This is a genomic window from Pseudomonas sp. LBUM1657 (assembly GCF_059716075.1).
On the sequence record NZ_CP166799.1, the window covers coordinates 326,822 to 352,074 of the forward strand.

Below are 25,253 nucleotides of genomic sequence, written 5' to 3' on the forward strand. Positions count from 1 at the left end.
CAGAAAGGATCTGAGATGACTGACCAACAGAACACTGCAGCTAGCGAAGAAGAAACCGCACCGCAATTCTCCTTGCAGCGCATCTACGTACGTGACTTGTCCTTCGAAGCCCCGAAAAGCCCGGCGATTTTCCGCCAGCAGTGGGAACCGAGCGTCGGTCTGGATCTGAATACCCGTCAAAAGGCGCTGGAAGGCGACTTCCACGAAGTCGTACTGACCCTATCCGTGACCGTGAAGAACGGTGAAGAAGTGGCGTTCATCGCTGAAGTGCAACAGGCCGGGATCTTCCTGATCAAGAACCTGGACGACGCCTCGATGAGCCACACCCTCGGCGCGTTCTGCCCGAACATCCTGTTCCCGTACGCTCGCGAAACCCTGGACAGCCTGGTAACCCGTGGTTCGTTCCCGGCCCTGATGCTGGCCCCGGTGAACTTTGACGCGCTGTATGCACAAGAACTGCAACGCATGCAGGCTGCGGGCGAGACTCCGGCCGTTCAGTAAGCGGTCTGAGCGTCGTAGCAAGTCCAATGTGGGAGCGGGCTTGCTCGCGAAAGCGGTGTGTCAGTCAACATTAATGTTGAAGCTGATGACCCCTTCGCGAGCAAGCCCGCTCCCACATTTGTTATTGGGTGTTATTTGAAGCCCAGCTGACGCCAGCCTTCATACACGGCAACCGCCACGGTGTTTGACAGGTTCAGGCTGCGGCAGCCTTCGCGCATCGGCAGGCGCAAGCGCTGTTCGCCAGGTAGTGCGTCGAGCACTTCCGCCGGCAGGCCACGGCTTTCCGGGCCGAACAGGAACGCATCGCCCTCGGCGAAGCTGGCATCGTGAAACGGCCGCGAACCCTTGGTGGTGAAGGCGAACAGCCGTGGATGACCGAGGCTTTCCAGGCAGCTGGCGAGGTCTGCGTGGCGTTGCAGGGTGGCATATTCGTGGTAATCGAGGCCGGCCCGGCGCAGGCGCTTGTTGTCCATCTCGAAGCCCAGCGGTTCGATCAAATGCAGGTGGCAGCCACTGTTGGCGCACAGCCTGATAACGTTGCCGGTATTCGGCGGAATTTCTGGTTGGAAAAGGATGACGTGAAACATGCACGGCTCCGAAGGTAAAGATGAGCGGCATTCTACGCCGCAAGCTGATCCACGTTCGAAACTATTCCCGCGTGTGATGGGTTCGCTGGCGATAGTCGGGGTGATGGTGGGGCTGATGATCGGTCGCCTGACCACCCCCGACCCCACCGAATTGCAGCAGGTCGAGGTGACGAACGACGGGTTGGTGGTGTGGTTCAACCACGAACCCAAGACCCACGGCGAGGTCGTGGACGGCAGTGTCGCGCTGCTATTCGAAGCTGAGGGCAAGGCGCAGAAAGGTCAACTCAAGCTCAACGACAAGAGCGTGAATTGGCGGGTACGTTTGAGTGATGAAGGGTTGTTGCTGACGGTTGTGGCGGCCCGGCCACTGCAGGGCGAGTGGGCCGGTAGCGAGGTCGATGACCGCTGGCGGCTGGAGATCCATCTCCGAGAGCAATAAAAGAGGGAATCCCCGGCCTGCCTGTACCAAGGTCCCCAAAACGGGAGGGGCTCGCGCATTTCGTCGTGAGCCCGGTGTAAAGAGGGAATCCCCGGCCTGCCTGTACCAAGGTCCCCAAAACGGGAGGGCTCGCGCATTGCGTCGTGAGCCCGGTGTAAAGAGGGAATCCCCGGCCTGCCTGTACCAAGGACCCCAAAACTGGGTGAGCTCGTCGCAAATGCGGTGTGAGCCCGGTGTAAAGAGGGGAATCCCCGGCCTGCCTGTACCAAGGTCCCCGAAACTGGGTAGTGAATCGAATCACTGAATGGACTATTGCAGGGGGCGTGCCAGGTTTTAACAAAGTGAAACAAAAAGCTGCTCTGAAACGCTGAAAGCCCCGTTATTCGGGGCTTTTGTGTATTTGTCAGATTGGATTTGTAACGTTTGAAGGCGGGATTTCGGATCAGTTGCCGTGCGCGATTGCAGGTCACGGTGCATTGGTGCGGTGCACCGGGTTCCCAAATGTGGGAGCGGGCTTGCTCGCGAAGGCGGAGTGTCAGACAGCATCATTCTTGAATGTGAGGGCCTCTTCGCGAGCAAGCCCGCTCCCACATTGATTCGGTGTAAGCCAACAAAAATAGCCTGGCACTGAACCTGTGGGAGCGGGCTTGCCCGCGATTGGATCTATTGATCAGCGAATAGCCAAAGGCTGCTTAACCCTCTTCCCCCTCATCATCATCCCCGCCATCCACCTTCATCCCCAATTCCTTGATCTTGCGCGTCAAGGTGTTGCGGCCCCAGCCCAGCAGCACGGCAGCATCGCGGCGGCGGCCGGCGGTGTGTTTGAGGGCGGTTTCGATCATGATCCGCTCGAAAGTCGGTACAGCGCTGTCGAGCAGGCTCGATTGACCGCGAGCCAAAGCCTGATCAGCCCATTGGCGCAGCGCTTGTTCCCAGTTGGTCACCGGTGCCGAATCCTGCGGCAGGCTCAGCAGTTCCGGTGGCAGGTCGCTGATGTGCACTTCGCGACCCGAGGCCATCACGGTGATCCAGCGACAGGTGTTCTCCAACTGACGCACGTTGCCGGGCCATGGCAGGTTTTTCAGGTATTCCTCGGTTTCGCTTTTCAGCAACTTAGGCTCGACCGCCAGCTCTTGCGCGGCGCGGCTGAGGAAGTGCTTGGCCAGGGTCGGGATGTCTTCGCGACGGTCCGACAGCCGTGGAATGTGGATGCGGATCACGTTGAGGCGATGGAACAAGTCTTCACGGAATTTCCCGGCGTGCACCAGGGTTTCCAGATTCTGGTGCGTTGCGGCGATGATTCGCACATCAACCTTCACCGGCGTATGACCGCCGACGCGGTAGAACTCACCGTCCGCCAACACGCGCAGCAAACGGGTCTGAGTGTCCGCCGGCATGTCGCCGATTTCATCGAGGAATAGTGTGCCGCCGTCAGCCTGTTCAAAGCGACCGCGACGCAAGTTGGCTGCGCCGGTGAATGCGCCTTTTTCATGGCCGAACAGCTCGGACTCCATCAGGTCTTTCGGGATCGCCGCCATGTTCAGCGCGATGAATGGCGAAGCCGCCCGTGGACTGTGGCGGTGCAGGGCGTGGGCCACCAGCTCTTTACCGGTACCGGATTCGCCGTTGATCAGCACAGTGATGTTGGAGTGGCTCAAGCGCCCGATGGCGCGAAACACTTCCTGCATCGCCGGCGCTTCGCCGATGATTTCCGGGGTGCGGGTCAAGGTGACCGGGACTTCCAGGCCTTGCTGTTCCTGAGCGTGCTGGTTCGCACGTTTGACCAGCGAAACGGCTTCGTCGACGTCGAACGGTTTTGGCAGGTATTCAAACGCGCCGCCCTGATAGGACGCGACAGCGCTGTCCAGATCGGAGTGCGCAGTCATGATGATCACTGGCAACCGTGGGTGTTGTTCGCGAATCCGCGCCAGCAGGTCCAGGCCGCTGGCACCCGGCATGCGGATGTCAGAGATGATCACGTCCGGCTGCTGGCGCGCCAGGCGGCTCATCACGCCATCGGCGCTGTCGAAGCTTTGCGTGGTCATGCCTTCTTGCTGCAAGGCTTTTTCCAGGACCCAACGGATAGAACGGTCGTCATCGACGATCCACACGGTTTCACTACGGCTCATGTCGATGTGGCTCCTTGTTCCAGGGGCAGGAAGATCGAGAAAGTGGTGTGGCCTGGGTGGCTGTCACATTCGATCAGGCCCTGGTGCTGGCTGATGATGTTCTGGGTAATGGCCAGGCCCAGCCCGGTACCGTCCGGACGGCCGCTGACCATGGGAAAGAAGATGGTTTCCTGCAACTCCGCGGGAATGCCCGGGCCGTTGTCGATGATTTCGATCTTGGTCACCAGGCGATGACGCACGTGGCCGATGGTGAATTGGCGCATGGCGCGGGTGCGCAGGCTGATGCGGCCCAGGCGCAGCTCGTTCTGGCTGCTGATGGCTTGCATCGCATTGCGCACGATGTTCAATACGGCCTGAATCATTTGTTCGCGGTCGATCAAAACGTCAGGAATGCTCGGGTCGTAGTCGCGCACCAATGTGATGCAGCCCTGGCTTTCGGCCTCGACCAGATGACTGACGCGTTCGAGCACTTCGTGGATGTTGCACATCGCCAGCGATGGCAGCTTGTTGGAGCCGAGCATGCGGTCCACCAGATTGCGCAGGCGATCGGCCTCTTCAATGATGACGTTGGTGTAATCGCGCAGGCTTTCTTCAGGCAGTTCGCGGGCGAGCAATTGCGCCGCGCCGCGAATCCCGCCGAGCGGATTCTTGATTTCGTGAGCGAGACCGCGCACCAGCATCTTGCTGGTTTCCTGTTTGGACAGCTGTGCCTCTTCCTTGGTGATCCGCAGTAACCGGTCCCGAGGGTGCACTTCCAGCAGCAGCATGGTGTTGCCATTGGCCAGGATCGGCGTCACCGCGTAATCAACGGTCAGGGTCTGGCCGGTAAGGGCGGTGAGCATCGCTTCGCGCTTGGTAAACGGGTGTGCCTGCTGGACTGCCTGGCGCAAGGAATTCAGCGCCTCGGGGGATTCGGTGAATAACTCGCTGATGAACTGCCCATGGCTGCGCTGGCCGCTGATGGCCAGGAGCATCTCCGCCGCCGGGTTCATATACTCGAGGCGCAACTCGGCGTCGAGCAGGATGGTGGCGGTGGTCAGGTTGTCGAGTAGCAATCGATGCAGTGCGTCGCTAATGGTCATCAGGACCTCTTTTGGAGCAGGGCATGCGCGTGGATAACGCGCCGATACGAGGAAAATGCAAAAACCAAACCAAGGCTCCGAAAAGAAGCGTTAAAGGCCTGAAACGGGCGTTTGACGCTCGTTTGCGTGGCGTTCTGCCAGCTTTCGCGGGTACTTTCGAACCAAAATGGGTTGCGATGTGGGTACGGTGCACCTCATTGCACCAATATAGGGCGCAAACCTGAACGAGGTTTAGAAGAATCTCAGGAAGAGATTTTTTTCTTCTTCGGGTTTGTCTTTGAGCGGACATTCCGGTCGCTGGCCGTAATCCGCGAGGGTGCAGGGTTTGACCTGGCGCTTCTGCGCGAGGGAGATGCGCAGCATGTGGAAGGGTTGATTGGCGGTGCGTTCGACGGTGCGGCCATGTTCGTCGACGATTTCCACGGACAAGTTATGGCTGCCGCGATCAATGTTACTCAGGGCGAACACCGGGCTCGGGCCAGGTTGCGCGGTGGGTTGGCCGTCGAGTAGCAATCGGTAACGGTGATCGCGTTGCAGGCCGGGTTCGCTGGTGACACTGACGATGATTTCGCCAGCGCTGCTGCGGATGGTCGCATCCGGCTCAGGCACCAGCACGCGGAGCATGTCGTAGTGGAAGAGTGGCTTGGGGGCGGTTTTTTTCGCGGCAGTCGCTGGCGCTGCACCTGTCGGGTTGGCGGACATGCGATTGCTCGGTGCCAGGGGCACACGCTTGGCATTGCCGGACCCAGGCTGATCGGTGAATACCCGATTGCCCTGGGCGTCGACGTAAGTGAAGACCTCGGCCGATGCAGAAAGGGCCATCAACGAAAGGCTCGCGATCAGCAGCCAGCGCCTCATGGCTTGTGTACGCGTTGTACGGTGAAGGTCACGGTGGGGCTTTGTTGCACGATGTTTTCCCCGTCGATCACCTGCACCGCGAGGCTATGTAATCCGCGATCGATGTTCACCAATTGCAGGATCGGTACGTTACTGGGTTGGCCGTAAGGCTGATCGTCCAGCAATAACCTGAATAGATGCGGCCCTTGCAGGCGCGGCTTGATCAGGACGCTGACGGTGAAGGTGCCGTTGTTGGCGCGCAGGGCCTCTGTGGTGGGCAGGCCGGTCAGTTCCAGCACCTCATAGGCGCTGCGGGGCTGCTCACGGTTGTCAGCCTCTGCAGGCGGTGCAGGTTCTGCCGGTGACTGGCGCTCGATGCTATTGAGTGGGGGCAACTCCACTGGCTGAGCCTTGACGCCATCGGGCGGTTGATTGCTGTAGGCGGTGTTGCCGGCGGCGTCGGTGTACTTATAGATCTGCGCTGCGACGGGCAGGGCGATCAGCAGCAAGATAAATAGAAAACCACGACCCATAAAAACGACCAGAAACGAAAGCGTTGGACTGCAGCATAGGTCAGGGGCGACGGTTGACCCAAGTTGTAAACATTTGGGCATGTTTTTCGAGACCATTTGAACGCCGCCAATCCTTGTTGGAGCGGGCTTGTCCGCGAAGGCGTCGGCAATTCCGGCATCCATGTGTCAGACAGTCCGCTTTCGCGGGCAAGCCCGCTCCCACAGGTTACTTTATTGGTTGTCAAATCCCGGGCATAAAAAAGGCCTCCCGAAGGAGGCCTCTTTTTTGTCACGCCGCTTGCGCAGGCGCTACCGGATCAGCAGCTGTAGTACAGCTCGTATTCCAGTGGGTGTACGAAGGTACGTACTTTGATTTCTTCTTCGCTTTTCAGGGCGATGTAAGCGTCGATGAAGTCGTCGCTGAAAACGCCACCTTTGGTCAGGAACGCACGACCTTTGTCCAGCTCTTCCAGGGCTTCTTTCAGGCTGCCGCAAACTTGTGGGATCTCTTTCGCCTCTTCAGGCGGCAGGTCGTACAGGTTTTTGTCAGCTGCATCGCCAGGGTGGATCTTGTTCTGGATGCCGTCCAGGCCGGCCATCAACAGTGCAGCGAAGCCCAGGTACGGGTTGGCTGCTGGATCCGGGAAGCGGGCTTCGATACGGCGAGCGCGAGGGCTGGACACGTAAGGAATACGGATCGAAGCGGAACGGTTGCGAGCCGAGTAAGCCAGCATCACTGGAGCTTCGAAACCTGGGACCAGACGCTTGTAAGAGTTGGTCGACGGGTTGGTGAAGCCGTTCAGAGCCTTACCGTGCTTGATGATGCCGCCGATGAAGTACAGAGCGGTATCGGACAGGCCGGCATAGCCTTCGCCAGCGAAGGTGTTCTTGCCATCTTTAGCGATGGACAGGTGAACGTGCATACCCGAACCGTTGTCGCCGTACAGTGGCTTAGGCATGAAGGTCGCGGTGCGGCCGTATGCATCAGCAACGTTGTGTACGCAGTACTTCAGGGTCTGAACTTCGTCAGCCTTGGCAACCAGGGTGTTGAACTTCACACCGATTTCGTTCTGGCCGGCAGTCGCCACTTCGTGGTGGTGAACTTCGATGACCAGGCCCATTTCTTCCATGGCGTTGCACATGGAGGTACGGATTTCGTGGTCGTGGTCGAACGGCGGAACAGGGAAGTAGCCGCCTTTGACGCCTGGACGGTGGCCTTTGTTGCCGCCTTCCACGTCTTGGTCGGACATCCAAGAACCTTGTTCAGAGTAGATCTTGAACATGGAGCCGGAGATGTCGGACTTGAACTTCACTTCGTCGAAGATGAAGAATTCTGGCTCTGGACCAACAAATACGGTGTCGCCGATACCGGTCGACTTCAGGTATTCCTCGGCGCGCTTGGCGATCGCACGTGGGTCACGGTCGTAGCCTTGCATGGTCGAAGGCTCGATCACGTCGCAAACCAGGATCAGGGTCGGCTCTTCGGTGAACGGGTCGAGGACGGCAGTGGAGTCATCCGGCATCAGGATCATGTCGGAGGCTTCGATGCCTTTCCAGCCAGCGATGGAGGAACCGTCGAACATTTTGCCTTCTTCGAAGAAAGCTTCATCCAGCGCGTCGCGAGCCGGCATGGTCACGTGGTGCTGAGTGCCTTTGGTGTCCGTGAAGCGCAGATCAATCCACTTGACGTCATGATCTTTGATGAGTTGAACCGACTTCGACATAGTGTCCTCCGGGTGGCTTCGGGCTTAGTAGTGGATGCCCTTAGAATGTGGGTGATGCCGGCGCGAATACTCTGCCAAGGCAACCTGCCTCACAAGGGAGCAAATTGCATGCCAGTGCCCCACCATGGGTTTTTTGCCCCAATATCACGCTTATAAAGGTGCAATGTGCCTTAAAGCAGAAATTCTCGCCCTACAATGTGGCGTTAAAATCGACAAATGACCTGTTTTGGTGCGCGCAAAACCTTCTGCACATTAACTGGTTAAACCTTGAGCAATTTCCGCTATAATCCGCGCCCCCCTTTTTCGGCTGGCCCAGCGCGCGCTGTTTTCATGAAACTAATCGTAAAAGTCTTCCCCGAGATCACCATCAAGAGCCGCCCGGTACGGATGCGTTTCATCCGCCAGTTGGCCAAAAACATCCGTACCGTGCTCCGCGACCTGGACCCGGCTGTGGTGGTGAACGGTGTGTGGGACAATCTCGAGCTGGAAACCCGCGTGAGCGAGCCCAAAGCCCTGAAGGAGATGACCGAGCGCCTGAGCTGCATGCCGGGCATCGCGCATTTCCTGCAGGTCGATGAATACCCGCTGGGCGACTTTGACGACATCGTCGCCAAGTGCAAGCAGCATTTCGGTGATTCACTGGCTGGGAAGATTTTTTCGGTGCGCTGCAAGCGTGCCGGCAAGCATGAATTCAGCTCGATGGATGTCGAGAAATACGTTGGCAGCCAACTGCGTCGTCAGTGCGGCGCCGCCGGAATCTCGCTGAAAGAGCCGCAAATCGAAGTTCGCATCGAAATTCGCGACAAACGGTTGTTCGTGATCCACAACCAGCACAACAGCATCGGCGGTTATCCGCTGGGTGCCCTGGAACAGACGCTTGTGCTGATGTCTGGCGGCTTCGATTCCACTGTTGCCGCCTACCAGATCATGCGCCGTGGCCTGATGAGCCACTTCTGCTTCTTTAATCTGGGCGGACGTGCCCATGAACTGGGCGTCATGGAAGTCGCGCACTTCATCTGGAAGAAGTACGGCAGCTCCCAACGCGTGTTATTTGTCAGTGTGCCGTTCGAGGAAGTACTGGGAGAAATTCTCGGGAAAGTCGATAACAGTCATATGGGTGTGGTTTTGAAGCGTATGATGTTGCGCGCTGCTTCCCGTATTGCCGATCGGCTGGAGATCGAAGCGCTGGTGACCGGCGAAGCGATCTCCCAGGTGTCGAGCCAGACGCTGCCGAACCTGTCCGTGATCGACTGCGTGACCGACAAGCTGGTCTTGCGTCCGCTGATCGCCAGTCACAAGCAGGACATCATCGACCTGGCCAACGAAATCGGCACCGCTGATTTTGCCAAGCACATGCCGGAGTACTGCGGGGTCATCTCGGTGAACCCCAAGACCCACGCCAAGCGTCCGCGCGTGGAGCATGAAGAGAAAGAATTCGACATGGCGGTCCTTGAGCGTGCGCTCGAGAACGCCAAGCTGGTGCCGATCGATCGCGTGATCGACGAATTGGGCCAGGACTTGCAGATTGAAGAAGTCAGCGAAGCACTGGCGGGCCAGATCATCATCGACATCCGTCACCCGGATGCCGCTGAAGACGAGCCGCTGGAACTCGGTGGCATTGAGGTACAGACGATGCCGTTTTATGCATTGAACGCTCGTTTCAAGGAACTGGACCCTACTCGCCAGTACCTGTTGTATTGCGACAAAGGCGTGATGAGTCGCCTGCATGCCCACCATTTGCTCAGTGAGGGGCATGCCAATGTGCGCGTTTATCGACCGAGCTAAGTGCCCGGGGCTGTTTGCCTGTGGCCTGCGTCACCGGCCCCCCGACGCCGCCGTCAAGCTGTAACGGCTTTGCCGGACTCTACTGTTAATCGCTGCCAAGACTTGTCAGCACACCGAATCCTCTGATCGAGATACACAAGTGATCGAAAATCTACGCAACATCGCCATCATTGCTCACGTTGACCACGGTAAAACCACCCTGGTAGACAAACTCTTGCGTCAATCCGGCACCCTGGAGCGCAACGAGCTCAACGACGAGCGCGTGATGGACTCCAACGACCAGGAGAAAGAGCGCGGTATTACCATTCTGGCGAAAAACACCGCCATCAACTGGAACGGCTACCACATCAACATCGTGGACACCCCGGGCCACGCCGACTTCGGCGGCGAAGTTGAACGCGTAATGTCGATGGTTGACTCCGTTCTGCTGCTGGTTGACGCTCAAGACGGCCCTATGCCGCAAACCCGTTTCGTGACCAAGAAGGCTTTCGAAGCCGGCCTGCGTCCAATCGTGGTGATCAACAAGGTAGACCGTCCAGGCGCGCGTCCGGACTGGGTTCTGGACCAGATCTTCGACCTGTTCGACAACCTCGGTGCTACCGAAGAACAGCTGGACTTCAAAGTTGTCTACGCCTCGGCCCTGAACGGCATTGCCGGTCTGGAACACACCGACATGGCTGAAGACATGACCCCACTGTACCAGTCGATCGTCGACAACGTACCTGCGCCGAAAGTTGACCGTGACGGTCCGTTCCAGATGCAAATCTCGGCACTGGACTACAACAGCTTCCTGGGCATCATCGGCGTTGGCCGTATCGCTCGTGGTCGCGTCAAGCCGAACACCCAGGTTGTGGCGATCGATGCCGACGGCAAGCGCCGTAACGGCCGTATCCTGAAGCTGATGGGTCACCACGGTCTGCACCGTGTAGACGTTGAAGAAGCAGCTGCCGGCGACATCGTCTGCATCAGCGGCTTCGATTCGCTGTTCATCTCCGACACGCTGTGCGACCCACTGAACGTCGAAGCGATGAAGCCGCTGACCGTTGACGAACCAACCGTTTCGATGACCTTCCAGGTTAACGACTCGCCGTTCTGCGGCCGTGAAGGCAAGTTCGTCACCAGCCGTAACATCAAAGAGCGTCTGGACAAAGAACTGCTCTACAACGTTGCTCTGCGCGTTGAAGAAGGCGACACCGCCGACAAGTTCAAAGTGTCTGGCCGTGGTGAGCTGCACTTGTCGGTACTGATCGAAACCATGCGTCGCGAAGGCTTCGAAATGGGTGTTGGTCGTCCGGAAGTGATCATCCGTATGGTTGACGGCGTGAAGCACGAACCGTACGAAAACGTGACCATCGACCTGCCAGAAGAATCGCAAGGTTCGATCATGGAACAGATCGGTATCCGCAAAGGCGACCTGACCAACATGGTTCCGGATGGCAAGGGCCGTGTGCGCCTTGAGTACAACATCCCGGCTCGTGGCCTGATCGGTTTCCGTAACGAGTTCCTGACCCTGACCTCCGGTGCAGGCATCCTGACCTCGATCTTCGACCGTTACGACGTGATGAAGTCCGGCGACATGTCCGGCCGTCAGAACGGCGTGCTGGTTTCGGTTGCTACCGGTAAGGCGCTGACTTACTCGCTGGAAACCCTGCAAGCTCGCGGCAAACTGTTCCTGGGTCACGGTGAAGACGTGTACGAAGGTCAAATCGTCGGCATCAACAGCCGCGACAACGACCTGGGCGTTAACCCAACCAAAGGCAAGAAGCTCGACAACATGCGTGCTTCGGGTAAAGACGAAACCATCGCTCTGGTTCCGCCTATCCGCTTCACCCTGGAGCAGGCTCTGGAATTCGTTCAAGAAGACGAATTGTGCGAAGTCACTCCTAAGTCCATCCGTCTTCGTAAGAAGATCCTGGGCGAAAGCGAGCGTACCCGCGCTGCCAAGAAAAGCGGCAACTGAGTTTCGACTTAGTTAGCGCTTAAAAAAACGCCCCCGACCGCAAGGTCGGGGGCGTTTTTGTTTGTCTGGGTTTTTTGCGGTGTTTGTCCTGGCCTCTTCGCGAGCAAGCCCGCTCCCACAGGGTTTTGGGTCGCACACATAATCTGTGTCCAGCACCCTTCAATGTGGGAGCGGGCTTGCCCGCGAAGGCGGCCTCTCAGCCGCCGCAATACTCAATGATGCTCAGAACTTCTCGAGTGTGCGACGGCTGCTGCTGGTCTCGCGCGCCACTTCCTTGGGCTTGTAGGCGCAATACCCCGGCCGCGGGCCAATCTTCGGGTGGTTGCGGCAGGTGTCCGGGCGCTTTTCATAAATAGTGCACAGACGGCTCTTGCGATCCAGGTACAGGCAATCGTTGTTGCTCATGCGCTGGAGGGTGAAGATCTCGGACTTCTGGTTGTAACGCTCGACGATCCCTTCCTTCTGCAAGCGCTTGGCGATGTTCTTCGCTGGCTCGCCGCGTTCGAACTCATCGACGATGCCGATCCGGATCAGATCCTTGATCTTGACCTCGACCGGCAGCGTGCAGCAGCTGGACACGCAGGAACCGCACATCGGCGCAGAATACTTGGCCCAGGTATCGAGGCGGTCGATCTCCGCGGCGGCGATCAGGTTGGACTTCATCATCGGTTGTTACCAGCATGCATCAGGGCGCGCGATCATACCGGGACTGGTGGATTTTTGAACAACCTTTCGCCAGTTTTTTTCTGAGGAGCCCAATAACACCGTTAATCCGGCACGGCCCCTGCATTGATTCAGACACACGACAATCTAATGCCGGCCTATCTCGCACTATCAGGAAAAACTGCCGAACCAGAGCCCATACCGCCTGTCAGACCGTCTAGGCTCAGACAATTCCAAGCTCGCTCGAGGTCCTATCGATGACTCAAGAACCACTTGTTCGCGAAGCAGAGGTGGCCGCATTCCGCGACGCCGTCTTGACCAAACTCACCTACGCGGTGGGCAAAGACCCGGATCACGCCTTCGACCACGACTGGTTCGAGGCCATTGCCTTGGCCGCGCGCGATCACATGGTCGAGCACTGGATGGATCACACCCGGCAGATCTACCGCAAAGGTCAGAAACGCGTTTACTACCTCTCCCTGGAATTTCTCATCGGCCGGCTGCTCTACGACAGCCTGAGCAACCTCGGGCTGCTCGATGTGGCCCGCGAGGCCATGACCGAACTCGGTGTCGACATTGAGCGTATCCGCCTGTTGGAGCCCGACGCGGCACTGGGTAACGGCGGCCTTGGTCGTCTGGCGGCGTGCTTCATGGAAAGCATGTCGACCCTCGGTATCGCCGGGCACGGCTACGGCATTCGTTATGAACACGGCTTGTTCCGTCAGGCGATTGTCGACGGCTGGCAGCAGGAACAGACCGAACACTGGCTGGATTTCGGTAACCCATGGGAATTTGAACGGCCAGAGGTCGTGTACCCGATCGGCTTCGGCGGCAGCGTCGAAACCGTCACCGACGAAGCCGGCAAATCCAAACAAGTCTGGACCCCGGCGGAAACCGTTCGCGCGATTGCTTATGACACGCCGGTGGTCGGTTGGCGTGGAGCCAGCGTCAACACACTGCGGCTGTGGCGCGCCCGGGCCATGGAAGATTTGCACCTGGAACGCTTCAATGCCGGCGACCATTTGGGCGCGGTAGCGGAGGTGGCCCGGGCGGAAAGTATTTCCCGTGTGCTTTACCCGGCGGATAGCACCGAAGCCGGCCAGGAACTGCGTCTGCGTCAGGAATACTTCTTCGTCGCCGCGTCCTTGCAGGATCTGCTGCGTCGTCATCGCAACATGCACACCTCGGTCCTGACCTTGGGCGACCACGCGGCGATCCAGCTCAATGACACCCACCCCTCGATTGCCGTGGCCGAGCTGATGCGTCAGCTGGTCGACGTCTACGATGTGGCGTGGGACGCAGCATGGCAGGTCACTGTCGACACGCTCTCCTACACCAACCACACGCTGTTGCCCGAAGCGCTGGAAACCTGGCCGGTCGGTTTGATGGAGCGGATGCTGCCGCGGCACATGCAGATTATTTATCTGATCAACGCCCAGCACATCGATTCGCTGCGGGCCAAGGGTGTCCATGACTTCGACGTGCTGCGCGCGGTGTCGCTGATCGAGGAAGACAACGGCCGCCGCGTGCGCATGGGCAACCTGGCGTTCCTGGGATCACACAGCGTCAATGGCGTGTCTGCGCTGCACACGCAGCTAATGCGCAAAACGGTGTTCTCCGAACTGCACAAACTTTACCCGGAGCGGATCAACAACAAGACCAACGGCATCACATTCCGCCGCTGGCTCTACCAGGCCAACCCCGAACTGACGTCGATGATGGTCGATGCCCTCGGCCCGGACCTGCTGGACAATCCTGAAAAACGCCTGCTCGACCTGGAACCGTTCGCGGAGAAATCCGCGTTCCGCAAAGCGTTCGCCGAACAGCGGCTGCACAGCAAGAAGGCCCTGGCCTACATCATTCACGAGCGACTCGGGGTGGCGGTCAACCCGGCGGCGATGTTCGACGTGCAGGTCAAACGGATCCACGAATACAAACGTCAATTGCTCAACCTGCTGCACACTGTCGCGCTGTATCAGGCGATTCGCGCCGAGCCGGAAATCGACTGGGTGCCGCGCGTGAAGATCTTCGCGGGTAAAGCGGCGGCCAGTTATCACCAGGCCAAGCTGATCATCAAACTGACCAACGACATCGCTCGGGTGGTGAACAACGACCCGACCGTGCGCGGTTTGCTCAAAGTGGTGTTCCTGCCCAATTACAACGTCAGCCTGGCCGAGAGCATCATTCCGGCGGCGGATCTGTCGGAGCAGATTTCCACCGCAGGGTTCGAAGCTTCAGGCACCAGCAACATGAAATTCGGCCTCAACGGCGCGCTGACCATTGGCACCCTGGACGGGGCCAACGTGGAAATGTGCGAGTTCATCGGTGCCGACCACATGTTCATCTTCGGTCTCAGCGCTCAGCAGGTCGAGGCGCGCAAGCAGAACCATGAGTTCAACGCGACGCCTGACATCGCCGCGTCCCATCGGCTCAATGACGTGCTGCAGGCGATTCGTGGCGGGGTGTTCTCGCCGGATGATCCGTCCCGTTACACCGGGTTGATCGATTCGCTGGTGGATTACGACCGTTTTCTGGTCTGTGCCGATTTCGATTCCTATTGGGACGCGCAGATGCGGGTTGAGGCCCATTGGCACGATTCGAAAGAATGGTGGCGTTCGGCGGTGCTGAACACCTCCCGGATGGGCTGGTTCTCGTCAGACCGGACCATTCGTGAGTACGCCACGGAGATCTGGAAGGCCTTGGAGTAACTTTTAGCGACAAATGTGCGCAAGGCCCAACGTCGGTAGGGCCTGATCGATATACTAAGCACCAACTTCACCTTTGTGGGAGCGGGCTTGCTCGCGAAAGCGGACTGACATTCGACATCAATGTTGAATGGGATGCCCTCTTCGCGAGCAAGCCCGCTCCCACATTGGGTTTGTGGTGCAGATGCAATCTGCGCTCACACTGGATTCCGGGTGTCTGGTCACTAGACTGAACCAGACGCTGTATCGCCCGGATTCGCCCCGCAGCGGGCCGCTTAGGGATATCGACCATGCAATGGATGTTCATGCTGATTGGGCTGGTGCTGGGCTGGATACTCGACGAGTCGTTCAGCGATGGGTTATTGGGCGCGCTGCTTGGGTTGGGAGTTGGCCAGGTCATTCAAATTGGCCGCTTGAGTTCACAGACCGCCGAGCAACGTCGGTTACTGGATCAGGCTCAAATCGCGCTGAATGCGGTGCAGCAACGGCTGTCATTGCTGGAAGCTTCAGGCGTTAAAGCGCCGGAAACCAGCGAACCCGCCCCGTCCCCTGAATTCACGCTCGACGAAATCCCAGTCGAGGCCCCGGAGCTAATCTGGGAACTCCCACCTGAACTTGCACCGATAACCGCCGCGACCACCGAAGCCAGTCGTCCGCCGCCCGCCGATGCGTGGAAACCGGACCCGGTGGCCCGCGAACCGCAACAACCCGCCATCCCTCGCGGTCCGAATTTCATCGAGCGCGCCATCAGCGGTGCCCGCAACTGGCTGTTTGGCGGCAATACCGTGCTGCGGGTCGGCGTGGTGTTGTTGTTCCTCGGTCTGGCCTTCCTGCTGCGTTATGCCACCGAAGGCATGGTGGTGCCGATCGAATTGCGTTACGCCGGCGTTGCGGGGGCGGCATTGGGCCTGCTGGCGCTGGGGTGGTGGCTCAGAATTCGTAACAGTCATTACGCATTGATGCTGCAAGGCACCGGGATCGCGGTTTTATACCTGACGGTGTTTGCCGCGATGCGTCTGCATCCGCTGCTCGATCCCACGGCGGCGCTAGGCCTGCTGGTTGCGGTGACGGTGTTCTCGGCGATTCTCGCTATCACCCAGGACGCGTTGGGGCTGGCCGCTGCGGCAGCGCTCGGCGGTTTCGCCGCGCCGATCCTGACGTCCACCGGCGCGGGCAACCATGTCGCGCTGTTCAGCTATTTCGCCCTGCTCAACGCCGGCATTCTCGCCATCGCCTGGTTCAAGGCCTGGCGCCTGCTCAACCTGATCGGTTTTGTCGGCACCTTCGGCATCGGTTTCGCCTGGGGGCTGCGTTCCTATGCGCCGGAGTTGTTGTGGAGCACCGAGCCGTTCCTGATTCTGTTTTTCCTGATGTACCTGGCCATTGGTCTGCTGTTCGCCCGGCGCACGTTGCTGGAAATGAGCGACGCCCCCGAGGACGACAGCCGCGAAGCGCTGCTGCGCTGGTCGGCGCGCAAGGGCGATTACGTCGACGGCACGATGCTGTTCGGTCCGCCGCTGGTGGGCTTCGGTTTGCAGTTTGCGCTGGTCCAGCACCTGGAATTTGCCGCCGCGTTCAGTGCGTTGGCGCTGGGTATGATTTATATGGGCCTGGCTCGATTGTTGATGGGTGGTCGGGCGTTGTTGCTGGCAGAAACCTGTCTGGCGCTGGGCGTGATCTTCACCAGCCTGGCGATTCCGCTGGGGCTCGATGCTCGCTGGACGGCGGCAGCCTGGGCAGTGGAAGGCGCGGGGATTTTCTGGCTCGGCCTGCGTCAGCAACGACCGCTGGCCCGCGCCTTCGCCTTGCTGCTGCAACTGGGGTCGGCGCTGGCGTTTGTCAGCGAATTGCAGATAGGCGAAAGCAGCCTGCTGGACGGTGCACCATTGGGCGCATTGATGCTCGGCGTGGCGCTGCTGTTCAGCTTCTATCAATTGCGCAACGCATTGCCCGAGCAGACCTCGCCATGGGAGCGCAAAGGGCTGCCGGTGTTGGCGTGCCTCGGTCTGAGCTTCCTCTATCTGCTGGCGCCGTTGTTCTTCCTCACTCACGGCACGGCGATCAGTTGGGCGCTGGCGGGCCTGGCGACGTTGTTTGTCGGTCTACGCCTGCAATCGCGGACGTTCCTGTTCACCGCGTTTGCCGTGCAATTGTTGGGCGGTGCGTTGTTCCTGCTGCGGCTGCAAGGTTCGAGCGGTGAGTCTGGCGCTGTGTTCAGCGCCGGATGGAGTGGTTTGCTCAGCGCTTCCTTGATCGGCCTGGCGTTGATCGCCGGCATGTTGCTGGCGGCTCGTGACGACATGGTTCGCAGCGATATTCGATTGTTGCGCGGCTTGTCGGTGGTGCTGCTCGCCGGTCTGGTGCTGATCAATCTGGCGGTGCTGTTTGTCCTGCCCTGGCAAACCGCAAGTGCGGTGTGGGCGGCCAGTGGTTTGTTCATCATCTGGCTCAGTTTGTACCTCAAACAGCGCGTGAGTTTTGTCTTCGGCCTGCTATTGCAGGTGATTGGCGGCGCGGCGTTCCTGCTGGCCGGGCCGGACGTGCTCGGGACGCTGGCCAGCGAAGGTTTGCGCCCATTGGCCCACAGCGGCTTCTGGACGCCGCTGGTGCTGGGCCTGGCGGCATTGGTTGGCGCCTGGCGCTTGCAGCTCGGCGACCCTGCCACGGCGTTCAATGCGGTGAGTTTGCAGCGTTTGTCCGACGTGTTGCTGGCCTGGGGCGCGGGTTGGTGGGCGCTGGCGTGGGTTAGCGAAGTGCTGCGCTTCGCGCCGTTGAATCTGCAAGCGACATTGCTGCTGGCCGTCGCAGCCCTGAGTGTCGCGCTCTGGACGCTGTTGGCGCTGCGATTGAAATGGTCGGCGCTGGGTTTGCTCTGCAACACCTTGTTGATTCCTGCGGCGGGGCTGGTGTTGGTCGCCGCGTGGCATTCGCGTTATCACCCGGCGGCCAATTTCGGTTGGTTGGCGTGGGCGGCAGTGTTCGTCGTGCATTTCATCGCCCTGCGGCGTCTGGCGCCGATGCTGCCGGCGCGCGCCCTGAGTACTGCCCACGTGCTCGGCTGCTGGCTGCTGATCGGTGTACTGGCTCTGGAGCTGCGTTATGGCTTGCTGCTGTTGTCCGAGCAGTACAACGCCTGGCGTTGGTTGGGTTGGGCGATTCTGCCGAGCCTGTATCTGGTGCTCGCAGCTGCGCCTCGTGCGTGGCCTTGGCCGGTGTCGGCTTATCCTCGCGAGTACCGTGTGTACGCCGCAGCGCCCCTGGCCTTGTTGATGCTCGGCTGGTTCTGGCTGGCGAACATCGTCAGCGACGGGACTGCCGAACCTCTGCCGTATGTACCGTTGATCAACCCGCTGGAGCTGGGCCTGCTGTTTGCGCTGTTCGGTGTTTACGTGTGGTCCCGCAGCGCCGTAACGCAACTGGCGATCCGCAAGGACTACTTTGATCACGCCGCGCAACTGATCGCCGGGGTCTCACTGTTTGCCTTCTTTACTGCACTGGTAAACCGCACGGCTCACCATTGGGGCGGCGTGCCGTTCGAGCTGGATCTGCTGCTCGCGTCGATGCAGGTGCAGGCTGGTCTGTCGATCGTCTGGACCTTGATGGCGCTGAGTCTGATGATCGGTGGTCACCTGCGTAATCGCCGCGAAGTCTGGCTGATCGGCGCCGCATTGATCGGTGTGGTCGTGGCCAAGCTGTTCTTTGTCGAATTGAGTAACCGCGGCGGACTTGCGCGGATCGTCTCGTTTATAGGCGTTGGCGTGTTGCTGCTGGTGGTGGGTTATTTCGCCCCGTTGCCGCCCAAGCGCGCCGAAACTGTGCCGGAGGCTGGAAAGCCAGTCCCGGAAACCGAAGGAGTGTCGTCTTGAGTCAGAAGCTGAACCTGGGCTGGTTGGGCGCTGTTGCGCTGGGTGTGGCGTTGTCGGCCAGCGCCCAGGAAAAACCTGCGGACTTCAGCACTCGGGTGCCGTTGTCTGTCAGCGGTGAAGGCCCGTGGTATCGCCTCGAATTACCTTTGGCCGTGCAGCTGAATGCGCGACAGACTGACCTGAGCGATGTGCGCGTGTTCAACGCCGCCGGTGAGGCTCAGGCTTACGCCCTGGCCCGCGAGCCTGCGTCTACCAGCGAAAACCGCACCCTGACCGACGTGAAGTGGTTCCCGTTGTACAACTCGGCGGACGCTACCGAGCATGCGCCGAGCGTGCGCGTGCAATCGAGCGCCAACGGCACATTGGTCGAAGTGCAGCCCTCCAGTCAGCTGGAAGCGGGTGAAGAAGTCCTGCGCGGCTGGTTGCTCGACGCCAGCGGCATCAAGGCGCCGTTGCAACAATTGATCCTCGACTGGACCAGCGAGCGCGACGGCTTCCAGCGTTTCAGCATCGAAGCCAGCGACGACTTGCAGCAGTGGCAGTCGTGGGGCGAAGGCCAGGTGGCGCGGCTGACGTTTGCGGACGAGCGGGTGGAGCAGCATGAAGTCGGACTGCCGGGCCAATCGGCGCGCTATCTGCGCTTGCTGTGGAGCGCGCCGCAATCGGCGCCGACGCTGACCTCGGCGCAACTGGAAAGCGCCAGCACCCGCAGCCTGCCACTGCCGTTGGTGTGGTCGCAAGCGTTGGCCGGCAGCAGCGTGAAGGCCGGTGAATACACCTGGCAATTGCCGATGGGACTGAATGTCGAACGGGTGCAGGTCGAGCTGAGTCAACCCAACAGCCTGGCGCCGGTGACCTTGTCCGGTCGTCGGGAAAGCAGCCTGCCGTGGCAGCCATTGAGCAGCGGTTTGCTCTATCGCCTGATCCAGAATGGGCAGGACGTGGTGCAGAACGAATTGCAATTGCCGGGGCAAACCGTACGGCAGTTGAAACTGACCGTCGATGAGCGCGGCGGTGGACTGGGTGCCGAGGCGCCGACGATTCGGTTTGCCGTGCGTTCGACCCAATTGGTGTTCCTGGCGCGCGGTGCCGGACCTTATACGCTGGCGCTCGGGAGCGCGACGGTGAAGGCGGCGAACCTGCCGTTGTCGACGTTGATTCCGGATTACAGTGCGGCGAAGTTGGCGGCGCTGGGCAAGGCAAAAGTCGAAGGTGCGGCCGTTGTTACGCCGGCGTCGACAGCGACAACGGCTGCGATGCCTGGCACGAACTGGAAGAAGTTCGGGTTGTGGGCAGTGTTGTTGCTGAGTGTTTTGTTTCTAGCGGCGATGGCGTTCAGCCTGTTGCGCAAGCCGTCTGCTAAAACTTGAGAATGGCTGGCGCTACGCGCCCTTCGCGAGCAAGCCCGCTCCCACATTGGATCTGTGTCGCACAGGAGATCCAGTTGGAGCGGCTTGCTCGCGAAGACGGAGTGTCAGGCAAAGAAAATGTCGAAACGGCCCCTAATCCTTGGCCCCCATCCGTCCCATTTCGAACTACGCTACATCCCGGCACATGAACTCTATTGGGCGGATCACGTCTGATAGGAGGAAATGCGCCCCGACTCGCGCTAAACTGCGCGGGTTTTTAGCCCCCCCATTCCTCCGGAGCCGTCCATGTCCCGCGTTACCCTGAGTCGCTATTTGATCGAGCAGACCCGTAGCAACAACACCCCTGCCGATCTGCGTTTTCTGATCGAAGTGGTGGCGCGCGCCTGCAAGGAAATCAGCCACGCCGTCTCCAAAGGCGCCCTGGGTGGTGTCCTGGGCAGCATGGGCACCGAAAACGTCCAAGGCGAAGTGCAGAAGAAACTCGACGTGATTTCCAACGAGATCCTGCTCGAAGCCAACGAATGGGGCGGTCACCTGGCCGGCATGGCGTCCGAAGAAATGGACAATGCCTACCAGATCCCGGGCAAGTATCCTAAAGGCGCATACCTGTTGGTATTCGACCCACTGGACGGTTCGTCGAACATCGATATCAACGCGCCGGTCGGTACTATCTTCTCAGTACTGCGTTGCCCGAACGAGCACCTGAGCCAGAACGAAAGCCTGAGCGAAAAAGCCTTCCTGCAGCCAGGCACCCAACAGGTTGCCGCCGGTTACGCGATCTATGGCCCACAAACCATGCTGATCCTGACCTTGGGCGACGGCGTGAAAGGCTTCACCCTGGACCGCGAAATGGGCAGCTTCGTGCTGACCCACGAAGACATCAAGATTCCGGAAACCACTCAGGAATTCGCGATCAACATGTCCAACCAGCGTCACTGGGAAGCGCCGGTACAACGCTACGTCAGCGAATTGCTGGCTGGCGAAGAAGGCCCGCTGAAAAAGAACTACAACATGCGCTGGGTCGCCGCGATGGTTGCCGATGTGCATCGCATCCTGACCCGTGGTGGCGTGTTCATGTACCCGCGCGACAGCCGCGAGCCGTCCAAGCCGGGCAAACTGCGTCTGATGTACGAAGCCAACCCGATGTCGTTCCTGGTCGAACAAGCTGGCGGCGCTTCCACCGATGGCCACCAGCGCATCCTCGACATTCAGCCTGAAGGCCTGCACCAGCGCGTAGCAGTGTTCCTCGGTTCGAAAGAAGAAGTGGCACGCGCCACGGCTTACCACAAGGAATAAACCCATGGCCGAGCCCTGGCAGCCGTTGCTCGAATGGTGGTTCGGTACAGCCGAAACACCCAAGGCAATCGCGGCTGACAAGGGCAAGTTATGGTTCGGCAAGCGCGACAGCCAGGACCTCGAAGCGCGCACGCGTTTCGGGGACTGGGTCGAGCAGGCACTGGCCGGTGGATTGACCGAGTGGGCGCAACGCCCCGAAGGTTGGCTGGCCCTGGTGCTGTTGCTTGATCAACTCCCGCGAATGATCTTTCGCGATTCACCCAAATCTTTCGCTGGCGATCCCAGGGCTCAGGCACTGGTGGCGCAAGGCATTGCTGCGGATTTCGACCGGCAGTTACAGCCTATCCAGCGGGTGTTCATCTATTTGGTGTTCGAGCATTGCGAGAATCTGGCGGTGCAGAATGAAGCCGTGTCGCGTTACATCGATCTGGTGGCGCAACAGCCGGAAGCTGATCGGGCACTGTTTGCCGATTATCTGGATTATGCCGAGAAGCATCAGCAGGTGATTGCGCGGTTTGGGCGGTTTCCGCATCGCAATGCGGTGATGGGAAGGGAATCTACGGCTGAGGAGCTGGCGTTTCTGTCGGGACCTGGGTCTCGGTTCTAATTCTTCGTTGCTGCTGATGCCGTCTTCGCGAGCAAGCCCGCTCCCACATTGGATCTGTGTCGCACAGGAGATCCAATGTGGGAGCGGGCGTGCTCGCGAAGAGGCCCGAAAAAGCACTAAATCCTGAAGCTACCCACCAACTGCTTCAACCGCGCCGCTTGCTGCTCAAGATCGGCACACGCACGCAAGGTCGACTGCAAGTTCTCCACGCCTTCCTGGTTCAGCGTGTTGATCTCGGTGATGTCGACGTTGATCGACTCCACCACCGCCGTCTGTTCTTCGGTCGCGGTCGCCACCGACTGGTTCATGCCGTCGATTTCGCCGATGCGCTGGGTCACGCTGCCCAGCCGTTCGCCGGCCTGGTTGGCGATGCCGACGCTACTTTCGCTCTGGCGCTGGCTGTCGGTCATGGTGCTGACCGCTTCCCGGGCACCGACTTGCAGTTCTTCGATCATCTTCTGCACTTGCTGCGCCGAATCCTGAGTGCGGTGGGCGAGGTTGCGCACCTCGTCCGCTACCACGGCAAAACCACGTCCGGCTTCACCGGCACGAGCCGCTTCGATGGCCGCGTTGAGCGCCAACAGGTTGGTCTGCTGCGAGATGCTGGTGATTACTTCCAGAATCTGCCCGATGTTCACCGTGTTGCTGTTGAGCGTCTCGATGTTGCCGCACGAATCACTGATCTTCGCCGAGAGCTGCTGCATCGCCGCGATGGTTTTATCCACCACTTGCTGGCCATCTTCAGCCAGTGCACGGGCGTCGCTCGAATGCTGGGAGGCGAGGGCGGCGTTCTGGGCGATTTCCTGGGCGGCGGCGCCCAGTTCGTTGATTGCCGCAGCCACGCTGCTGGTGCGCGAGGCTTGCTGGTCGGAGTTGAACATCGACGAATTCGACGCGGCCACCACACGCAAAGCGACTTCATTGACCTGGCCCGTGGCCGAGGCCACTTCCCGGATCGAGGTATGAATACGTTCCACAAAGCGGTTGAACGAAGTGCCCAGCGCGCCGAATTCGTCATGGCCGTGGATGGTCAGGCGTTTGGTCAGGTCGCCTTCGCCCTCGGCGATGTCATGCATGGCGCGGCCCATGGTCAGCAGCGGCTGCATCAGGAAGCTGATCAGCATCCCCAGCAGCGCGATGATGATCACCACCGCAATCACCATGGCAATGATGGCCGAGGTGCGGAATTCGCTGAGCATCGAGAAGGCGGTTTCCTGATCCAGCACTAGCGCCACATACCAGTCCGCTGACGGCACGCCGTTGACGTGGGTGAAGGATATGAATTGGCTCTTGCCGTCGATCTCGACTTCTTTCATGCCCGGGCTGACTTTTGGCGCACCGTTGGGGTAGGCGTCGGCCAGGCTCTTGAGCACCAGTTTGCTGTCCGGGTGGATCAGGATTTTGCCGTCGGCGCTGACGATGAACGCATGGCCGTGGCCGCCGAAGTTCAGCGAGTTAATGATTGCGCTGACGCTGGACAGGTCGATGTCTGCACCAGCGACACCGATCATCTGGTTCTGATGCTTCACCGGAGTGGCAACGGTGATCACCAGTTTGCCGGACGAGGCGGCGATGTAGGGTTCGGTAACGATGGTCTGTTGTGCACTGTTGGCCGCTTTGTACCAGCCACGGGCGCGGGGATCGTAATCCGCGGCGCGATTGCCTGCCGGAATAGAGAACATAACCCCGTCGGTGCCGCCGAAGTAGCTCAGCTGGAAATTGCTGGTGTAGGCCGGTAGGTCGATGGCGCGCTTGAGGTTGGCCTGGGCGCTGCCGTCCACGGCAATCTGTTGGGACAGCGATTGCAGCAACTGGATGCGGCTTTCCAGCCAGGTCTGGATGTTGCTGGTGGTCAAGCTACCGAGTTCCTGCATCGAAGATTCGGTGCTGCTGCGCAGCGTTTGGCGCTGACGATAGTCGTTGAACAGGATGAAACAAGCGAATGCAACGGCCACCACGAGGGCAGCAGCCAGCAAGATCTTGTGGCTGAATTTCATGTTTCTGGTCATTAAATGAGCTACCGCGGAGGGCTGGTCAACAAAGGGGGGCAATTTCCACAGGCGTGGGCGTTGCATTGCATTTTATGTCGACTGGTCAGTGCCAAAGATTAGGCAGATTTTGCGAAAAGCGACGAAATACTCAGCGGCGCAAGAAAGTGGCTGATTTATCGGGAAAAGGCAGACGAATGGATCAATAAATAGCCGGCCCGTCAGGGAACCAGACAGGGGTTTTCTCTTCTAAGCTTCTGCTTGGCAGCCATGCCATTCCCCTTCGCCCCAGGAGCTACACCATGTCGCTGCGTTCAATCGCCCTGCTTTCGTTCTGCGTGCTGCTGGCCGCGTGCAGCAAGGTCAATCAGGAAAACTATTCGAAACTGTCGTCAGGCATGCCCAAGGCCGAGGTAGAAACCTTGCTGGGCACACCCACCGACTGTTCGGGCGCGCTCGGCATGTCCAGTTGCACCTGGGGTGACAAGAACAGCTTTATCAGCGTGCAGTACGCCGGTGACAAAGTGTTGATGTTTTCTGGCCAAGGCCTGAAGTAATCCGGGGCTATTCGCCCACGGGAGAAAAACAATGAAGCGGTTATTGATCTTACTTTTTGCCGGCCTGGTATTGGCCGGCTGCGCCACTTCTGGCGAAGACCCGTTGGCGCCAAAGACCGTCAACAGCGTCAACCTCAAGCGTTATCAGGGGACCTGGTACGAGTTGGCCCGTCTGCCGATGTATTTCCAGCGCAACTGCGCGCAATCCGAAGCTCGTTACACCCTCAAGCCTGACGGTAACGTATTGGTGCTGAACCGCTGCCTGACGGCGGACTGGCAATGGGAAGAGGCCAGGGGCACGGCGTATCCACAGGTGCCGGGCAAGTCCGACAAGTTGTGGGTCGAGTTCGATACCTGGTTCTCGCGATTGCTGCCGGGCGTGGCGAAGGGAGAATACTGGGTGTTGTTCGTCAGCGACGACTACAAGACCGCCATCGTCGGTGACCCGAGTCGTCGTTATCTCTGGCTGCTGTCACGCACCCCGACAGTTAACGGCGTAGTGCGTGAAGAACTGCTGAGCAAGGCACGTCAGCAGGGTTACGACACCACTCGACTGATCTGGCGCGCGACGGATACGCAGATGGCCAAGACATCGCATTAACGGTTAGCGGATATCCAATGTGGGAGCGGGCTTGCTCGCGAAGA

The 25,253-nt window shown here is 59.5% G+C and carries 19 protein-coding genes and 1 pseudogene; 11 read left to right on the forward strand and 9 right to left on the reverse strand.

Annotated elements, in window-relative coordinates; translation table 11 throughout:
- Positions 1-15: 15 nt before the first annotated feature.
- Positions 16-501, forward strand: a complete 486-nt coding sequence (gene secB, locus ACA055_RS01560) for a protein-export chaperone SecB (RefSeq protein WP_497682061.1) — start codon at positions 16-18, stop codon at positions 499-501.
- Between the two features lie 131 nt (positions 502-632).
- Here the strand turns inward: secB and ACA055_RS01565 are convergent, their stop codons facing one another.
- Positions 633-1,088 carry a tRNA (cytidine(34)-2'-O)-methyltransferase gene (locus tag ACA055_RS01565; protein ID WP_497682062.1) on the reverse strand — a complete coding sequence of 152 codons (456 nt, stop codon included), beginning with the start codon at positions 1,086-1,088 and terminating at the stop codon, positions 633-635.
- Here ACA055_RS01565 and ACA055_RS01570 point away from each other — a divergent pair.
- On the forward strand, positions 1,087-1,527 hold the full coding sequence (locus tag ACA055_RS01570; RefSeq protein ID WP_497682063.1) for a hypothetical protein: 441 nt from the start codon (positions 1,087-1,089) through the stop codon (positions 1,525-1,527). The two genes, ACA055_RS01565 and ACA055_RS01570, sit on opposite strands and share 2 nt — an antisense overlap.
- A gap of 692 nt (positions 1,528-2,219) precedes the next feature.
- Here ACA055_RS01570 and ntrC read toward each other — a convergent pair.
- From ntrC to glnA, 5 genes are all read right to left on the reverse strand, one after another.
- Positions 2,220-3,656, reverse strand: coding sequence for a nitrogen regulation protein NR(I) (ntrC, locus tag ACA055_RS01575; RefSeq protein WP_497682064.1), 1,437 nt, complete (start codon positions 3,654-3,656; stop codon positions 2,220-2,222).
- Positions 3,653-4,738, reverse strand: a complete 1,086-nt coding sequence (gene glnL, locus ACA055_RS01580) for a nitrogen regulation protein NR(II) (protein WP_497682065.1) — start codon at positions 4,736-4,738, stop codon at positions 3,653-3,655. Before glnL ends, ntrC begins: the two co-directional genes overlap by 4 nt.
- A gap of 231 nt (positions 4,739-4,969) precedes the next feature.
- Positions 4,970-5,596, reverse strand: coding sequence for a DUF4124 domain-containing protein (locus ACA055_RS01585; protein WP_497682066.1), 627 nt, complete (start codon positions 5,594-5,596; stop codon positions 4,970-4,972).
- Positions 5,593-6,108, reverse strand: a complete 516-nt coding sequence (locus ACA055_RS01590; RefSeq protein WP_497682067.1) for a DUF4124 domain-containing protein — start codon at positions 6,106-6,108, stop codon at positions 5,593-5,595. The genes ACA055_RS01585 and ACA055_RS01590 overlap by 4 nt, the downstream gene beginning before the upstream one ends.
- A 296-nt stretch (positions 6,109-6,404) precedes the next feature.
- Positions 6,405-7,811, reverse strand: coding sequence for a glutamate--ammonia ligase (gene glnA, locus ACA055_RS01595; protein WP_010464555.1), 1,407 nt, complete (start codon positions 7,809-7,811; stop codon positions 6,405-6,407).
- A 330-nt stretch (positions 7,812-8,141) separates the two neighbouring features.
- Between glnA and thiI the strand changes: the two genes are divergently transcribed.
- Both thiI and typA read left to right on the forward strand, forming a co-directional pair.
- The gene (gene thiI, locus ACA055_RS01600; protein WP_497682068.1) at positions 8,142-9,596 is read left to right on the forward strand and encodes a tRNA uracil 4-sulfurtransferase ThiI; all 1,455 of its coding nucleotides are present in this window, start codon (positions 8,142-8,144) and stop codon (positions 9,594-9,596) included.
- Between the two features lie 139 nt (positions 9,597-9,735).
- Positions 9,736-11,556, forward strand: coding sequence for a translational GTPase TypA (typA, locus tag ACA055_RS01605; protein ID WP_497682069.1), 1,821 nt, complete (start codon positions 9,736-9,738; stop codon positions 11,554-11,556).
- A gap of 222 nt (positions 11,557-11,778) precedes the next feature.
- On the opposite strand, the gene ACA055_RS01610 is transcribed toward typA, so the two are convergent.
- Positions 11,779-12,219, reverse strand: coding sequence for a YkgJ family cysteine cluster protein (locus tag ACA055_RS01610; RefSeq protein WP_149416955.1), 441 nt, complete (start codon positions 12,217-12,219; stop codon positions 11,779-11,781).
- Between the two features lie 257 nt (positions 12,220-12,476).
- Between ACA055_RS01610 and ACA055_RS01615 the strand changes: the two genes are divergently transcribed.
- From ACA055_RS01615 to ACA055_RS01635, 5 genes are all read left to right on the forward strand, one after another.
- The gene (locus tag ACA055_RS01615) at positions 12,477-14,927 is read left to right on the forward strand and encodes a glycogen/starch/alpha-glucan phosphorylase (protein ID WP_497682070.1); all 2,451 of its coding nucleotides are present in this window, start codon (positions 12,477-12,479) and stop codon (positions 14,925-14,927) included.
- Between the two features lie 287 nt (positions 14,928-15,214).
- Positions 15,215-18,790 (forward strand): DUF2339 domain-containing protein, encoded by a 3,576-nt coding sequence (locus tag ACA055_RS01620; protein WP_497682071.1) that lies wholly within the window; start codon positions 15,215-15,217, stop codon positions 18,788-18,790.
- Positions 18,787-20,160, forward strand: a complete 1,374-nt coding sequence (locus tag ACA055_RS01625; protein WP_497682072.1) for a DUF3999 domain-containing protein — start codon at positions 18,787-18,789, stop codon at positions 20,158-20,160. Before ACA055_RS01620 ends, ACA055_RS01625 begins: the two co-directional genes overlap by 4 nt.
- Positions 20,161-20,445: 285 nt before the next feature.
- A complete protein-coding gene (locus ACA055_RS01630; RefSeq protein WP_497682073.1) occupies positions 20,446-21,456 on the forward strand; it encodes a class 1 fructose-bisphosphatase in 1,011 nt (336 codons plus the stop codon).
- Between the two features lie 4 nt (positions 21,457-21,460).
- On the forward strand, positions 21,461-22,063 hold the full coding sequence (locus ACA055_RS01635; RefSeq protein ID WP_497682074.1) for a DUF924 family protein: 603 nt from the start codon (positions 21,461-21,463) through the stop codon (positions 22,061-22,063).
- A gap of 116 nt (positions 22,064-22,179) precedes the next feature.
- Here ACA055_RS01635 and ACA055_RS01640 read toward each other — a convergent pair whose 3' ends face one another.
- Both ACA055_RS01640 and ACA055_RS01645 read right to left on the reverse strand, forming a co-directional pair.
- Positions 22,180-22,944: a methyl-accepting chemotaxis protein gene (locus tag ACA055_RS01640; RefSeq protein WP_370694726.1), complete on the reverse strand. Its 765-nt coding sequence runs from the start codon at positions 22,942-22,944 to the stop codon at positions 22,180-22,182.
- Between the two features lie 93 nt (positions 22,945-23,037).
- A pseudogene (locus ACA055_RS01645) lies at positions 23,038-24,138 on the reverse strand (HAMP domain-containing protein); the annotation flags it as partial.
- A gap of 215 nt (positions 24,139-24,353) precedes the next feature.
- Between ACA055_RS01645 and ACA055_RS01650 the strand changes: the two are divergent.
- Together ACA055_RS01650 and ACA055_RS01655 are read left to right on the forward strand one after the other, a co-directional pair.
- Entirely contained in the window at positions 24,354-24,608 is a 255-nt protein-coding gene (locus ACA055_RS01650; protein WP_497682075.1) for a hypothetical protein, read from the forward strand.
- Between the two features lie 31 nt (positions 24,609-24,639).
- Positions 24,640-25,209, forward strand: coding sequence for a lipocalin family protein (locus ACA055_RS01655; protein WP_497682076.1), 570 nt, complete (start codon positions 24,640-24,642; stop codon positions 25,207-25,209).
- Positions 25,210-25,253 lie beyond the last annotated feature (44 nt).